The sequence below is a fragment of the Psychroflexus planctonicus genome, from assembly GCF_014640195.1.
Taxonomy (GTDB): domain Bacteria; phylum Bacteroidota; class Bacteroidia; order Flavobacteriales; family Flavobacteriaceae; genus Psychroflexus; species Psychroflexus planctonicus.
On sequence record NZ_BMGM01000002.1, the window covers coordinates 255,201 to 270,813 of the forward strand.

General features: G+C 32.2%; 17 protein-coding genes. 10 read left to right on the top strand and 7 right to left on the bottom strand.

Annotated features, from left to right (window positions below):
- Window positions 1-133: 133 nt before the first annotated feature.
- From IEV72_RS03285 to IEV72_RS03300, 4 genes are all read left to right on the top strand, one after another.
- Entirely contained in the window at window positions 134-376 is a 243-nt protein-coding gene (locus IEV72_RS03285; protein ID WP_188457656.1) for a FeoA family protein, read from the top strand.
- Window positions 363-2,471 carry a ferrous iron transport protein B gene (feoB, locus tag IEV72_RS03290; protein WP_188457657.1) on the top strand — a complete coding sequence of 703 codons (2,109 nt, stop codon included), beginning with the start codon at window positions 363-365 and terminating at the stop codon, window positions 2,469-2,471. Before IEV72_RS03285 ends, feoB begins: the two co-directional genes overlap by 14 nt.
- Before the next feature lie 172 nt (window positions 2,472-2,643).
- Window positions 2,644-3,720, top strand: coding sequence for a flavin monoamine oxidase family protein (locus IEV72_RS03295; protein ID WP_188457658.1), 1,077 nt, complete (start codon window positions 2,644-2,646; stop codon window positions 3,718-3,720).
- Between the two features lie 7 nt (window positions 3,721-3,727).
- Entirely contained in the window at window positions 3,728-4,126 is a 399-nt protein-coding gene (locus IEV72_RS03300; protein WP_229731786.1) for a nucleoside deaminase, read from the top strand.
- A 423-nt stretch (window positions 4,127-4,549) separates the two neighbouring features.
- Here IEV72_RS03300 and IEV72_RS03305 read toward each other — a convergent pair whose 3' ends face one another.
- Genes IEV72_RS03305 through IEV72_RS03320 form a run of 4 tightly spaced genes read right to left on the bottom strand, consistent with a single transcriptional unit; the run spans window position 4,550 to window position 8,743 of the window.
- Window positions 4,550-5,383, bottom strand: a complete 834-nt coding sequence (locus IEV72_RS03305) for a DUF6671 family protein (RefSeq protein ID WP_188457660.1) — start codon at window positions 5,381-5,383, stop codon at window positions 4,550-4,552.
- A gap of 46 nt (window positions 5,384-5,429) precedes the next feature.
- Window positions 5,430-6,392: an L-threonylcarbamoyladenylate synthase gene (locus IEV72_RS03310; RefSeq protein WP_188457661.1), complete on the bottom strand. Its 963-nt coding sequence runs from the start codon at window positions 6,390-6,392 to the stop codon at window positions 5,430-5,432.
- Window positions 6,393-6,403: 11 nt separating this feature from the next.
- Window positions 6,404-7,747, bottom strand: coding sequence for a dihydroorotase (locus tag IEV72_RS03315; protein ID WP_188457662.1), 1,344 nt, complete (start codon window positions 7,745-7,747; stop codon window positions 6,404-6,406).
- A gap of 24 nt (window positions 7,748-7,771) precedes the next feature.
- Window positions 7,772-8,743, bottom strand: a complete 972-nt coding sequence (locus IEV72_RS03320; protein ID WP_188457663.1) for a sodium-dependent bicarbonate transport family permease — start codon at window positions 8,741-8,743, stop codon at window positions 7,772-7,774.
- A 484-nt stretch (window positions 8,744-9,227) separates the two neighbouring features.
- On the opposite strand from IEV72_RS03320, the gene IEV72_RS03325 reads away from it, so the two are divergent.
- The 5 genes from IEV72_RS03325 to IEV72_RS03345 all read left to right on the top strand — a co-directional run bounded on the left by IEV72_RS03325 (window position 9,228) and on the right by IEV72_RS03345 (window position 12,826).
- Complete coding sequence (locus IEV72_RS03325) at window positions 9,228-10,097, top strand: zinc-dependent peptidase (protein ID WP_188457664.1); 870 nt, start codon at window positions 9,228-9,230, stop codon at window positions 10,095-10,097.
- A 550-nt stretch (window positions 10,098-10,647) separates the two neighbouring features.
- Entirely contained in the window at window positions 10,648-10,857 is a 210-nt protein-coding gene (locus IEV72_RS03330; RefSeq protein ID WP_188457665.1) for a type II toxin-antitoxin system Y4mF family antitoxin, read from the top strand.
- Window positions 10,854-11,189, top strand: coding sequence for a HipA N-terminal domain-containing protein (locus IEV72_RS03335; RefSeq protein WP_188457666.1), 336 nt, complete (start codon window positions 10,854-10,856; stop codon window positions 11,187-11,189). Before IEV72_RS03330 ends, IEV72_RS03335 begins: the two co-directional genes overlap by 4 nt.
- Window positions 11,179-12,120 (top strand): HipA domain-containing protein, encoded by a 942-nt coding sequence (locus IEV72_RS03340; protein ID WP_188457667.1) that lies wholly within the window; start codon window positions 11,179-11,181, stop codon window positions 12,118-12,120. The genes IEV72_RS03335 and IEV72_RS03340 overlap by 11 nt, the downstream gene beginning before the upstream one ends.
- Window positions 12,121-12,610: 490 nt before the next feature.
- Entirely contained in the window at window positions 12,611-12,826 is a 216-nt protein-coding gene (locus IEV72_RS03345; RefSeq protein ID WP_188457668.1) for a DUF8757 domain-containing protein, read from the top strand.
- A gap of 371 nt (window positions 12,827-13,197) precedes the next feature.
- On the opposite strand, the gene IEV72_RS03350 is transcribed toward IEV72_RS03345, so the two are convergent.
- The 3 genes from IEV72_RS03350 to IEV72_RS03360 form a co-directional block, all read right to left on the bottom strand.
- Window positions 13,198-13,800: a hypothetical protein gene (locus IEV72_RS03350; protein WP_188457669.1), complete on the bottom strand. Its 603-nt coding sequence runs from the start codon at window positions 13,798-13,800 to the stop codon at window positions 13,198-13,200.
- Window positions 13,801-14,002: 202 nt separating this feature from the next.
- On the bottom strand, window positions 14,003-14,317 hold the full coding sequence (locus IEV72_RS03355) for a type II toxin-antitoxin system RelE/ParE family toxin (protein ID WP_188457670.1): 315 nt from the start codon (window positions 14,315-14,317) through the stop codon (window positions 14,003-14,005).
- A complete protein-coding gene (locus tag IEV72_RS03360) occupies window positions 14,299-14,541 on the bottom strand; it encodes a hypothetical protein (protein ID WP_188457671.1) in 243 nt (80 codons plus the stop codon). Before IEV72_RS03360 ends, IEV72_RS03355 begins: the two co-directional genes overlap by 19 nt.
- 761 nt (window positions 14,542-15,302) lie before the next feature.
- Between IEV72_RS03360 and IEV72_RS03365 the strand changes: the two genes are divergently transcribed.
- Window positions 15,303-15,590, top strand: a complete 288-nt coding sequence (locus IEV72_RS03365) for a helix-turn-helix domain-containing protein (RefSeq protein ID WP_188457672.1) — start codon at window positions 15,303-15,305, stop codon at window positions 15,588-15,590.
- Window positions 15,591-15,613 lie beyond the last annotated feature (23 nt).

Below are 15,613 nucleotides of genomic sequence, written 5' to 3' on the forward strand. Positions count from 1 at the left end.
CCTTTCAAAAACAGACTTAAATCATTAATCGCTATATTTTTCCAGCTTTTTTATTGAAAATAAACTTAAAAAATACCAAGCTAAACAGGATTTTATTAGGTTTGCACTACTTAAATTTAATCTAAATAAAACGATGAGCATAGCTGATTTAAAAAGTGGAGAAAAGGCTATTATAACCGATACATCTTCGCAATTAATTCCCTTAAAACTTCTAGAAATGGGTTGTTTACCCGGAAGCGAAGTAGAAGTGATTAAAATTAATAAAATTAAAGATCCGTTGTACCTCAACATAAACGATACTTTTTTAGCCATTCGTTTAGAAACTGCAAGAGAAATTGGAGTTGATATTTTAGAAAAAGAATATGAGACAAATTAATGTAGCTCTTGTTGGAAATCCCAATACGGGTAAAACTTCCGTATTTAATTCGTTAACGGGTTTAAATCAAAAAGTAGGCAATTATCCTGGAATTACTGTTGAAAAAAAAGAAGGAGTTTCTAAAATCTCTCGATTACTTAAAGCCCATATTTTAGATTTACCTGGCACTTACAGCTTAAATGCTTCTTCCTTAGACGAAAATGTAGCAGTTCAAATATTACTGAACAAAAACGACAAAAATTACCCAGATGTGGTGGTAGTGGTTAGTGATATTGAAAATTTAAAGCGAAATTTATTGCTTTTTACACAAATTAAAGATTTGGGTTTACCAACTATCTTGGCCATCAACATGGCGGATAGAATGGAAAAAAAAGGAATAAGTATTGACACCAAGCAACTAGAAAAACAATTAAAAACAAAAATAGCTTTAGTAAGTGCTAGAAAAAATGAAGGCTTTGATTACTTAAAAAGCCTGATTGAAAACTACAAGCAAATACCAACTGAATCCTGTTGCGAAGTTTCTCAAATCGATTCGGAATATTTCGAAAGTCTTAAAAAAGCATATCCAAACCAAAATGTGTATAAACTTTGGTTGATAATTAACAACGACGTTAACTTTGGAGATTTAGAAAGAAATACCATAAAAAATCCAACCAACGGATTTACCCCTAAACCCATTTCTGAGTTAAAACGCTTGCAGCAAAAAGAAGTAATTGCGCGTTATTTGTTTATCAATAAAGCCTTAAAAACTAGCTTAACAAAAGACATTAATGCAGCAACTGGACTGAGAGCTAATATAGACCGTATTTTAATTCATAAGTTTTGGGGTTATCTTATTTTCGCCTTGATTTTATTATTGATTTTTCAAGGAATTTACAGCTGGGCTTCTTACCCAATGGACTTAATTGATCTCGGTTTTGCTAACTTAAGTGAATTTACAAAAGCGCAACTACCCGACGGAAAGTTAACCCGACTCATAACCGAAGGAGTTATACCAGGAATTGGTGGAATTGTCATTTTTGTTCCGCAGATTGCTTTACTTTTTTTGTTTATCAGTATTTTAGAAGAAAGTGGTTACATGAGTCGTGTGGTGTTTTTAACCGACCGCATCATGAAAAAATTTGGGCTAAGCGGCAAAAGTATCGTACCATTGGTTTCGGGAACTGCCTGTGCCATTCCAGCTGTAATGGCTTCAAGGAATATCGAAAATTGGAAAGAACGATTAATTACCATTTTGGTTATTCCATTTACCACTTGTTCTGCAAGACTTCCGGTGTATTTAATCATCATTGCACTTGTAATTCCTGACGCGTATTTTCTTGGGGTTTTTAATTATCAAGGATTGGTGCTTTTTGGACTGTATTTCTTAGGATTTGGAGTGGCTATTTTCTCCGCTTGGTTGCTTCATTTGGTTATGAAAAATGCTAAAAAAACCTACTTTGTAATTGAAATGCCCGATTATAAACTACCTATTCCTAAAAATGTACTCATTACTGTGGTCGATAAAACCAAGTCGTTTGTGTTTGGAGCTGGAAAGATTATTTTGGCCATTTCAATTATTTTATGGGTGTTGGCCAGTTATGGACCCAATGCTAATTTTAACGAAGCAGAAAAAATAGTTCAACAACAAGTAGAACAAGAAAATTTGGTTTTAGATGAAGAAGAAATGGAAACCAAAGTTGCGTCCTACAAACTAAGGCATTCCTACATTGGTTATATGGGAAAAGCAATTGAGCCGGTTGTGCAACCCTTGGGATACGATTGGAAAATTGGTATTGCAGTGATTACTTCTTTTGCTGCAAGAGAAGTTTTTGTAGGAACTTTAGCCACCATTTACAGCGTAGGAAGCGAAAATGAAGAAACCATTAAACAACGCATGAGTAAAGAAGTAAATCCTGTAATTGGTGGGAAGCTTTTTAACTTAGCAAGTGGAATTAGTTTGCTTTTGTTTTATGCTTTCGCTATGCAATGCATGAGTACCTTAGCGGTGGTAAAACGAGAAACCAATTCGTGGAAATGGCCAACTTTTCAACTTGTTTTTATGACTTCGTTTGCTTATATTGTATCATTAATCGCTTATCAATTATTAAAATAATGTTCATGTATTTTCAAGAAATAGTAGTTTGGTTCATTTTTATAATTGCTTTGGGTTTTCTGTTGAAAAAATTCTTCTTCAAAAAGAAATCGAAAAAGATTTGTGGACAAGATAATTGCGGATGTTCTTAAATAACATAGTTAAATTACCTACGCATTAAACTGATTAATAGATGAATACAAATACTTCTGTTTTAATTGTAGGCGCTGGTTTAAGCGGATTGAGTTTAGGCTATTTTCTGAAGAAACAACAAATTTCATTTCAAATACTTGAAGCTTCAAATCGAGTAGGTGGTAGAATACAAACCATCAACGGAAAATTGAATACGCCTATGGAATTGGGTGCCACATGGTTTGCTAAAGAGCATCTTCACCTTAACAGATTACTAAATGAATTAGGAATTGAAAAATTCAAGCAGTATCGTAAAGGAACTTCATTTTTTCATACAGAAATTAATCAAAAGCCCCAAGAGTTTGAAGTACATCCAAACGAACCGGTAACTTATCGAATTGCAGGTGGAACGGAGCGTTTAATTGAAGCTATATACAAACAATTAGACCCTAATTCAATTCATTTAAACTGTAAAGCAGAAAAGATGGAAGAAAAGGGAAATCAACTACACATAACATCCAGTGAAAACATGGTTTTTGAAGCAGACTATGCAGTTATTTGCATGCCGCCACAGTTGATTTATTCCAGTTTAAATTTTGTACCTAGTTTGCCAGATTCACTTTTGAATTTACTTCCTGATGTACAAACTTGGATGGCTGGCTCCATAAAATTTGTATTGGAGTTTAATGAAGCTTTTTGGAGAGAAAATAAGCATTCAGGAATGTTATTTAGCCATGTTGGAATAGTAACCGAAATGTATGACCATACCGATATAGAAGAAAACAAATTTGGTTTTACAGGCTTTTTACATCCCAATGCTTCCCAACTCAGTAAAGACCAACGTAAAAAGGAAGTCATCTATTATTTGAACCAATTTTTTGGTAAAAACATCAATTCCTTTGTTTCTTACGAAGATAAAATTTGGAACGCACCTACTTTAGTGGGCAACTTACCTTTAGTCCCGCAAGCACATTTGAACAACGGAGATGCTTTATTGAAAAAAGCTTATTATAATGGTAAATTATTTTTTGGAGGAACCGAAACTTCAGAAAAATTCCCAGGATATATGGATTCGGCTGTAGCATCTGCTTATCGAATAGTAAACAAGATAAAAGAAAATGATTTTGAAAAAGCATGAGTTTTGGATGCAAAAAGCAATAGAACAGGCTAAGTTGGGCAAAACACCTTTTGGGGCTGTAATTGTAAATAAAAATGAAGATTACATTTCAGCCTATAACACTACAAAACATAACGGACCAACGGCTCATGCAGAATTGAATGCAATTTTAAAATTGAAAACATTAAATTTCGATGAACCTAAAAGTTTAATCCTTTACACTACCGTAGAACCTTGCCCAATGTGCATGAGTGCCATTGTTTGGACGGGAATCGGTCAAGTTGTGTATGGAGCAAGTATTAACGATGCAGCCCGATTTGGAAAACAAATACACATAAATAGTGCAGAAATTGCGCAGAAATCTTGGTACGCTATCCAAATACTTCCCGGTGTTAAAAAAGAAGAATGTATTTCTTTATTGAAGTGATTAACAAAATCTCAATGCATCAATTTGTGAAACCAATGCCACAAAGAATCAAAACTCCCTGTTCCTGCTACTTTTATCATCGATACCAAAGGAATTATTGTTTTTAAACAATTTAATCCAAACTACAAAATCAGAGCTTCTGTTAATGATATTTTTACAAAACTTACCAGAATAGATAGAATTTTTAAATTTAACTAGTAACAAAGATTCTTACTAGTTAAAAACAAAGATTGTTGGTAACAATTCCTTTATCAGTTATTACTTCTGAAAATAACTTCCTTTTGTAAAATCATGAATTGAAATTACTTGATTAAACTGAGTGAAGAATAGTTTATCAACTGAAGAATAGATCTTTACTTTTTCTAGCTTAACAGCAATTTTTAATTGTAAACTTTTTAAAGGGGGTTTGTCTTTATAATATGTTTAAGGATTGCAAAAATCGCAATACATAGGGTCTTCGTTCTTCTTTTGAAAGGGAAATATATTTTCCTTTTCGAATCCACATTTTTTACAAACCATAATATGGCTTAATGTAGATTTTGTAGGTAAGCCACATTGCTTACAGCGTAAACCTGATTTAATTTTGGAAACATCAAAGCCAGGACAATTACATTTTGGGCATGTAGTTTGTATTTTTTTTATCAATTGAATGCTTGCTTCTTTAATACGCTTCATTCGAGTTGGGTTGTAAAAAGCTCTCATATCAGTTTCGGCATAAACCGAAGGCTTTTCTTTAGCCAACTTTCGAAAGTAGTTATTTAGTTGTTCCCTTTTCGTGATACCTTTGTAACATTCTTTAGAATTTTCTTCGCTTCGAAGAATAAGTCCATGTTCTGGAAAACCAATTTGTTTTGCAAAAGTCCAAAGCTCATTTTCAGAATTTACATATTTACCATTAAAATTAGTTTTGGTGCTTAAAATCTTAGTAACTATTTCAATTTGATTTTTAAGGTCTATAAAAATTAAAAATTCTTCATTAGCTTTAGCAAAAAACAGTTCTGGATGATTGCCAAATGAACCTTCGCTAGCAATACCTAATTGGCATTCACTTAATGCCATAGCATGTAAACATTTTTTTCTTGCTGTTGAAAGTGGATCATGTTTTCTGTCAATTTCACCAGTAAAAGTGCCAAAGACATCGGTATTTAATGTTTTATTAACAAAGCAATGTACACCAATTGATTTTTCAATTATGGGCGCAATTACTTTTTCTTTTCCATGCATTGTTGCGATAACTAACTTTCTTCCTTTAAACATTCTTAATCTTTAAATAATGTTATTTATTTTTGGTTAGCCATTTAAATTAATCTTGGGCAGCTCTACGTAATTTATCATTTAAGGTTAATCCAATTCCAACTTCTGGAAGTTTTTCGGCAAGAATTAAATCTAATTGTTGTGCATCTAATCGATGCATGGCCGCATATAAATTTTTAGCAGCTTCATTTAAGTTGGCAGTGGTAGACAGAATTTCTTGAAATTGAGTTGGAAAACGCTTATCGAAATCTTGAAAACGTAAGATACCAAGCTTAGAATTTTTATCACAAGCTAAAAATGAATTTAAATCTATATTTTCAATTAGGTAAAAAGGAGTTTTAGGTGCGTAATGTTTAGAAAGCATGCCCGGAGCTTGTGGTTTATTTTCATCTATTTTTGTTAACTTTTTAATTTTGCCTACGGCTAATTCTATTTGCTCTATGGATAAAGAACCAAGCCGGTAAAGTACAGGTTCATCATCATCAAAACCAATTATGGTAGATTCAATTCCGCGTTTACAAATGCCGCCATCTAAAATAAGTCTTAGCTTGTCTTTAAAATAGTTTTCTACATGTTGAGGTGTAGTTGGGCTAATACTAGCAAAAGGATTAGCGCTTGGAGCAGCTAAAGGAAAATCAATTTCTTTTAGCAATTGTAAACTAAGTGAATGATTGGGCACACGAACAGCAACTGTATTTTTATTTGCGGTTACTTTATTAGGAACAATATCTAATTTGGGTAATACTAGGGTTAATGGGCCTGGCCAAAATTTTTCAGCAAGTATGTTAGCTTTGTTCGGTATGTTTTTAGCTATATTGGTTAACTCATCTTTAGAAGAAATATGTACAATTAAAGGATTGTAGAAAGGCCTATTTTTTAAAGTGAATATTTTCTCTACCACTTTTTCACGTAATGCGTTACCTGCTAAACCATAAACAGTCTCTGTAGGAATTGCAATTAGTTGATTATTATTTAATACGCGAATAGCTTCATTTAAATTTTTTGTAATCATTTAGCTTTAATTTATGCCTTAATTAGTGCTTTACCTTTTATTCCTTCATAGTAACTACCATTTTGATAGACTATATTGCCATTAACAATAGTATGGGTTAGTTGAGTAGTAAATTCAGTGCCTTCTAACGGAGACCATCCACATTTGTATTTTAGGTTGTTGGTATGTACTGTCCAATGTTTAGTTGGGTCTACTAAAACCAAGTCAGCAAAAAATCCCTTTTTAATAAAACCACGCTTGTCTATTTTATATAATATAGCAGGGTTATGGCACATTTTTTCTACTATTTTTTCAAGACTAATTTGATTTTTTTTATACAATTCAAGCATGATGTTTAAACCATGCTGGACCATAGGTGCCCCCGACATTGATTTAAAATATGTTTTTTCCTTTTCTTCTAAAGTATGGGGAGCATGATCGGTTGTAATTATATCAATTTTGTCATTTATCAAAGCTTTCAAAAGACTTTGTCTGTCTTCTTCAGTTTTTATGGCGGGATTCCATTTTATTCTGGTTCCTAATTGTTTATAATCCTTATCAGAAAACCATAGATTTTGTACGCATACTTCTGTTGTTATTTTTTTGTCTTTCAAGGCTATTTGATTACTGAATAATTCGGTTTCTTTACCGGTTGTTAAATGCAATATATGTAATCTAGCTTGGTGTTTTTTGGCTAGGTCAATGGCTTGTTTGCTAGCACTATAGCAGGCTTTTACACTTCTTATCTTAGGATGAAGTTCCACGGGAACATGCTCACCATATTTGGTGTTAAATTTCCTTTCATTTTCTTCAACAATTGCTTCTTTTTCAGCATGTATTGCCACAATACAATCTTTCTTTTCCTCAAATATTTTTTCAAGAATGTCTGGACGGTCCGCTAGTAAATTTCCTTTTTTAGTAAAATACAACCCATCGTCTGAAATAGCCAATAAATGAGAAGTATCCATTTGTAATACTTCATCTAAATTCTCGGTATTTATTCCTAGGAAAAACCCAAAATTAGCCAATGATTTATGAGCAGCTATCTTATATTTTTCATTTAAAATGGATATACTTAACACATTTGGATATGTATTAGGCATGTCTATAAAGGATGTAACTCCACCAGTTACTGCTGCTTTACTTTCGGTGTAAATATCTGCTTTATATGTAAATCCTGGATCTCTAAAATGAACTTGTGCATCAATAACACCGGGCAATGCTAATTTTCCTTTAGCATTGATAATATTATAATGAGATTTGGCTTTAATTTGACCTATTTCAACAAACTTTCCATTTTCTATTAATATGTCTGCTTGTTTTATTTCACGCTCATTAATAATTTTTGCATCTTTTATTAAAATAGGAATAGTCATTTTTTGTTTTTTTAAATTAAGTCTTTAGTTTAAAAAATTGATAATAGCTAAATATATGGGAATCCCTAGTGTAATATTGAAAGGAAACGTAATAGCAAGAGCCATTGGTAGATATAATCCGGGATTTGCTTTTGGTATTGATAATCGCATTGCTGCAGGTACAGCAATATATGATGCACTTGCTACTAATATTGAAATTAATAGACAATTTCCTATACTTTCTAAAAAATAAACTGATATACAGGCAGTAACACATCCGTTTATGATTGGAATGATAGTTGCAAAAGCCAATGCAGACCAACCGTTGTTTTTGAATGTTTTTAAATGTTTTCCGCTAGATAAACCCATATCTAATAAAAAAACAGCTAAAAATCCCTTAAAAATATCGGTAGTAAAAGGTGCTATTCCAGCGGCTTGTTCATCGCTTGCAATCATACCAATACACAAGCTACCAACCAATAATATTACACTCCCATTGCTTAATGAATGTCTCATTATTGATCCAATCTTTACTTTACTTTGTTTATTTTTTGATTTTCCAAATACACTTAACAACAAAACCCCCATTACAATTGCAGGTGCTTCCATAGAGGCCATAACAGCAACCATAAAACCATCATATTCAATTTCTTGTAAATCTAAAAAAGAAACGCTTGTTAAAAAAGTAACTGCACTAATAGAACCATAAGCGGCAGCAAGTGCTGCAGCATTATGTTTTCCAAAACTTTTTTTGGCTATCCAAAAAGTATAAATAGGTATAATTAATGAACTCAATAAGCCTAAAGTAAATGCCCAGATTATTTCGCTGCCAATAGTACTATGTGCTAACTCTTGGCCACCTTTAAAACCAATTGAAAACATAAGGTAAAGCGATATAAATTTAGATGAATTTTCAGGTATAGATAAATCACTTTTTATTAAGGAAGCAAATATACCAAGACAGAAAAATAGTAGGGCAGGATTGGTTAGATTGTCAATTAACAACTGTAAATTCATATAGCCAATTTTAGGCCGCAAATATTAGATAATTATTACTTTAATTTATATTAATACTTTTCATGAAAAACATAAAATAAATTTATATAAGTTTCATTTTTAACCTATACTCTTTTCAAATTGTTTATTCACTCTGTATTATTAAAAATAAATAAGTAGTTTGTTTCAACTCATATTCTGTTTTAGAACAGCTTACGGTAGTATTTCATTCAAATAACTTTTAAATACAAATCTTAATCTGATAATCATTTTATAAGAATATATCAATAAACCACCAAGGATTCACTTACATTTAAAAACACATCTCTCATCTTTGCTGGAAAGAAAATAACCTATAATCAGATTACATACAAGCCAGAGCGAGTCGCTTGATCTGTTTTTTGTTTTATGAAATGTTGCTAAATAATTGCTTTGTATTTTTCATAAAATATAGGTTATATTGACCAAAATTTTAAAAGCAAACTTTATACTTTTCTACTCATCAATGAAATTCATCTATATCTTAACTGAAGAAAAAACGGATTCTTTTTTTATTCAAGTGTTGACAGCAGTTTTAGTCTTGATGATTTTAGTAATTGTTTTTTACCAACTATTTTTCTTTGTTGAGTTCGTATGGGTAAAATATATTTCACCAAAACCCTTTTACCGGCATTTTTACTTTAGGAAGCTTAAACTTTCAAAAGATCAGGTTTATATACTTAACACGCAATTTAGCTTTTACCAGAAACTTAATCTAAAGCAAAAAATATATTTCGATCACCGAGTATCCAGATTCATTAAGCTGCATAAATTTAAAGGTAGATCAGGTTTATATGTTAGTGACCAACAAAAAGTCTTAATCGCTGCAACAGCAATTATGTTAACTTTTGGCTACAGGAATTACACCATAAAATCTCTAGAGCGTTTTATAATTTATCTAGATGTTTTTAAATCTAAAATTAATAAGGCATATCACAAAGGCGAATTTAATCCTGCTTATAAAGCTGTGGTTCTTTCTTGGAAAGATTTTTTAGAAGGTTATAATATTGATAATGATAATTTCAATCTTGGTATTCATGAAATGGTGCATGCCATGCATTTTGATTTTTTAAAACCAAATAACGATTCTATAAGTGCAATACTTTTTGAGCGTTATTACAAAAAGATAAAACAGTTGTTGCAAAACAATCCCACTTACAGACAAAATCTAGTATCATCAAAATACCTAAGAAATTATGCATTTACAAACAATTTTGAGTTTATTGCTGTACTGATAGAGTCTTTTTTTGAAACTCCTCAAGAACTGAAAAATCAGTTTCCAGAAATGTATTCCTATGTAAAAAAAATGCTGAATTTTAATTTTAAAGGCTATTGATTGATTTAGCAAATTGCTCTTAAAATCCAGAATACGCTGCTGTCATGTCGAAGGCAGAGAGACATCCCATCCATTTTTTTTCAGCAATTAACTAAAAAGAAAAACACCTTAAAAACCTGTAATTTCTCACAAGGCGATAGCCGCGATGCAGAATAAAACAAAATATTCCATAAACCTGTCATTCCGCACAAGGCGATAGCCGCGATGCGGAATCTGTCGGTAGTTAGTTCAACGGTTAAGTTTTCCATAGTTAAGCGACCCCGCATCAAAGTGCGGGGGTGACAAGAAAAGGTGAAGTTTAGTTTTGAGACCCCACATCAGGTGCGGGGTGACAGGACTAGGTGTAATTTATTTATAAGACCCCGCAACAAGTTCGTGTGAAAAGTTAAAATTAAAGGAAAAATCAAAGATTTTTTTAAAACAAATCAAATTAAAATTACCTTTTTTTAATTTATATGTAAATACATATATTTTAGTCTATTTATGTAAAATTATACTTATTTGCATATAATATTGTATATTTGACTAATTTTATATTCTATAGCATATAATGAAACAATTAGCAGAGTTTGTCAAACAGCGTAGAAAAGAAGTAAATCTTACGCAAGAAGAATTTGCTGAACGCACAGGAGTTGCATTAACCGTTATTCGAAAAATTGAACAAGGAAAAACCAATCTAAATATGGATAAAGTAAATCTTGTTCTGCGCATGTTTGGTCATGAATTAGCTCCTGTAAGTTTAAAAGAATCTAAAGAATGAGACAAGGAAAAGTTTTTTATAAAAATCGCTTAGCTGGTCTAATAACAGAAACTGACGAAGGTGAATATATATTTCAGTATGATGATAATTACGTTGAACATCATCCAAATGATTTTATCACCTTTACCATGCCAGTATCAAATAAGCCGTTTATTGATAAACGACTATTTCCTTTTTTTGAAGGTTTAATTCCTGAAGGTTGGTTGCTAGATATTGCTTCTAAAAATTGGAAAATCAACAAAAACGACCGCATGGGTTTGTTGTTAGCATGTTGTCAAAATTGTATTGGCGCAGTTCATGTAGAACCATTAAATAATCAAAATGAAAACTAAATGTTTGTATTGCTATAAGCCTTTGCAGAGCGGTAATGATTATCATGAAAAATGCGCTAAAGAATTTTTTGGTATGCCAAAACCACCAAAAATTGAATATGGACTGGAACAAATGAATGAGCTGGCCAAAAATATAGTAGAACGAAGTGTTGCAGTACCAGGTGTACAACCTAAACTTTCCATGTCTTTAATTCAGCAGACTAAAGAAAATAAAGATGCTCGCTTAACCGTAGTTGGAGCTCTAGGTGGAAACTATATTTTTAAACCACCATCAAATCAATTTCCTGAAATGCCTGAAAATGAACATGTGACCATGCGCATAGCGGAAGCATTTGGAATTCGGGTCGTCCCATCTTCTTTGATACGATTGAAATCAGGAGAGTTATCCTACATTACCAAACGAATTGACCGCAGCGAATCGGGCAAAAAAATCCACATGTTGGACATGTTTCAAATTACCGAAGCATTTGATAAATACAGGAGTTCAATGGAAAGAGTAGGAAAAGCAATTGATGAATACGCCAGCAATACCTTATTAGATAAAACCTACTTTTTCGATTTAACGCTTTTTTCTTTAATTACGGGCAATAATGATATGCATCTAAAAAACTTCTCCATGATAGAAAGCCCAATAGGTTGGACTTTATCTCCTGCTTACGATCTGCTGAATGTAGCTATTGTTTTTCCAGAAGATTCAGAAGAATTGGCCTTAAGCTTATCAGGAAAGAAAAAAAAGTTGAAACGAGTACATTTTGAACAATTAGGCGAAAAACTAGCCTTGACATCCAAGCAAATCAAATCTGCTTTTAAGCGATTGACTAAAAACAAATCTAAAGCGGAAGAATGGATACATCAATCTTTCTTATCAAAAGAAATGAAAACAGCCTATTTGGAATTGATAGAACAGCGTTTCATTCAATTGGAAAAATAATTTAATTGGTTATAAAATAGGTATAAGAACAACTAGGTTATTCATAGCAAACGTTGTATTATATCAACAACAAGCTTGTATTTGTATAAAAAAACATCCAACAAACCTGTCATTCCGCACAAGGCGATATCCATGATGCGGAATAAAAACAAAACATCCCACTAACTGTCATTCCGCACGAGCCTGAGTGAGATGCGGAATCTGTTGGTCGTTAGTTCAACGCTTAAGTTTTCCATAGTAAAGCGACCCCGCATCAAGTGCGGGGTGACAGGAAAAGGTGTAATTTAGTTTTGAGACCCTGCATCAAGTGCGGGGTGACAGGATCAGATTAAAAATCAAATTACATCTAATTTTTTTCTTACTTTAGTGCATCCATAATATTAACTAATCCTATGCTTCAACTCAAACCGCAGCAAGCGCTTAATCCAGCTTACCGAAAAGTAAAACCCAATCGCACTTCGGTTTCTAATTTTACCACATCTTTTCAGCAGTGTTTAGAAAATATGAAGGTAACGAGGCTAAAGCAGTTACTGATGTAAGGAAAAAATATTTTGATGATTTTGCTTTAACTAAGGATTTGTATTTGTTCTTAGGAACATCACAACTGCATCACTACGTTTCGCATAATCCATTTATGATTATCGGTACATTTCATCCTAAAATTGATTTCACACACAAAAAATTTTATATTTATAAAAATCCATAGCTAAATATTGAGTTTTAGTGTTGCACTTTAAAAAAGTTTATCAAACCTTGATATTGCGCTCTAGGTTTTTTTCATTTTCTTTCCCAAAAAAAGACCAAACCAAAAGCTGATACCAGCGCCTTAGAAGCGGAGATAGATGTGTTGGTGTACAAGTTGTATGGTTTGAGTTATGAAGAAGTGTTGGTGGTGGATGAAGGCTTTGGGATGAGTGAGGAGGAGTTTATAAATTTTGAATTATGAAAAAACGAAATAAAATAACATACATGCTTGGTGCTGGCGCAAGTTACCATAAAGCCAAAATAAACTGTTGAGTATGAAATTATAAAATAGCGTTTTAGAAGCGTGGATAAATCTGTGGGTGTATGTAGTATTTATTGATGTATTTCAGATACCGAATTCAAATCTTCTAAGTATCTGGGATTCATTCTTAATTTGTATTCATTTTCATCAAATACATGATGGTCAAACTTACTGACAGCTTTAGTTTTTCTTATAAGTTTATCAAAATTAATGGTTTCAAAATAAATTTTTCCATCATTATTCGTTTTAATAGAATAGTATTCAATCAGCTTGAACTTATTTCCCCGAAGTTGAAATGTATGTTCCCTATGTTCATTTTCGTAATCATGTTTTATGGTTAAAACATGATTTCTAATTTCAATGTCTGAAAAACTTTTTTCTTTTTGCAAAGCATTTTTATCCTGAAAATATTCTGGACTAATTGCTTTGTCCGTTGATACCCATAAAATCTTACCGACTTTTTTTTTACTCAGATAGATTTCGAGTCTGTAAGGTCTAAATTTATTAACTGTATCTTGTTTGACAACAATAGAATCAAGTACTTTATCTTTATTAAGGTGTCCAACTCGTGTCAAGATTAAGTTATTGAAGTTTGAAGTTTCTTGAGCAATCAAAAAATCTGTCGAAAGTATTAATATAAAAAACAAAATTTTTGTAAAGTTTATATTTTTCATTTGTGACTTTTTACATTACATACAAGATATCGCGCATAACATAAGTGGCGACTTAAAATGCGCTCCCGATCCGGAAGTCTATCGGGACGGGTTTTCGTCCTACCTGCGGCAAAGGTATGTTAAACTTTAAGTCTCTAAAAATACCAAAATTTTCGTTTCAATCACAAATCTCGCCATTTTTGTTATACACTGTTGGGCAACGTTATTTTTTGTTTTCCAATATTGTTAACAGTTTTTTAGAGTTTTGTCTGTTATCCCAAAAAGCTGTGATTATAATTTCTTTGTCATCATATTTATAGTAAATGCTGAAATTTCCTAATGAAGCAACTCTGGTGTCTTTGAAATCAGTAGCCTTGAAAATTAATGGTTGTTCGGCTATTTGTTTAGTTCTTTCCGAAACTAATTTCACAAGTTTTTTTGAGTAGGTATTTGACTTGTTTCTATTCAACCAATATTCTAAAATTCCCACGAATTGAATGTCGGCTGTTCGAGTCCAAATTACATTGCGTTTAGCCATTCCAAATTTCTTTTGTCCATAGCTTCTTGAGAAATCAGTTTTCCATTTTTAATATCATGCTCACTCATTTCCAACATGATTTTTTGCTCTTTAGTCAAATTAATGATGTCAGATTCTGAAGAACTTGATGTGATTAATTTGTCAAGAGCGACTAAAAAATCTTTATTTCTGATGGATAGTATTTTGTCTATCAATCCGTTTCGTATATTATCTACTGTTGCCATTCTATTTAAATTTAAATTATAAATATCCAAAAAATTACTCGTTTTTCCTAATGTTGCCCAACTAATGAATATAATACTAAAAAACTATTTTATTCTGTATATCCAATTTTTAATGCGGCATTCGTTAAAAGCATTGGTATAAACAAAACATCCCACTAACTGTCATTCCGCACAAGGCGATAGCCGCGATGCGGAATACAAACAAATCATCCCACAAACCTGTCATTCCGCACAAGGCGATAGCCGCGATGCGGAATCTGTTGGTCGTTAGTTCTACGGTTAAGTTTTCCATAGTTAATCTACCCCGCATCAAGTGCGGAGTGACAGGAAAAGGTGAACTTTAGTTTTGAGACTCCGCATCAAGTGCGGGGTGACAGGTTAAAATGAAGTGTAGTTATAAGATTGAATATAACCCTGAAACATCGAGATAAATTCTACAACGCATATCATAGATTTACGCTTTCATTTATTTAATACAGAAATATAAAATACCAGTATACATAGTATCTCAGGATATTGAGAAACAAATAGGTACAAGCTATTGCAAGTTTCCTATTAAGTTTTATATAGCTGATTAGACAGTTAGCTTAAAAGAATTGTAATGTAATAAGTAGGACGCGTATACGTATTCTTTAAAAATAATTTGGTCAGAAATTGAATATAAGGCTATGTATAAAGATGCTATAAAAATAACCAACAATATAATATAAATGTTGTATAATATCAACATAAAGCTTATATTCGTATAAAATAATAAACAAATGAAGTCTAAGAAGAGTGTTGTCTTTCCAAAGCATAAGGAAATGTTGGGACGTGTTGGTGAGCAGATTAAATTAGCTCGTAAACGACGTAAATTGACCACAATTCAAGTTTCAGAGCGTGCAGGATTAAATAGAACAACACTATATCAAATTGAAAAAGGCAACCCTAAAGTAGCAATGGGTTCTTACTTTAATGTTTTACGTGTTATGGGTTTACAAGATGATTTTTTAAAATTAGCAGCTGATGACGAATTTGGAAGAAAACTACAAGATATGGAACTGCTTTAAATTATTAATCAATTGTTTATATA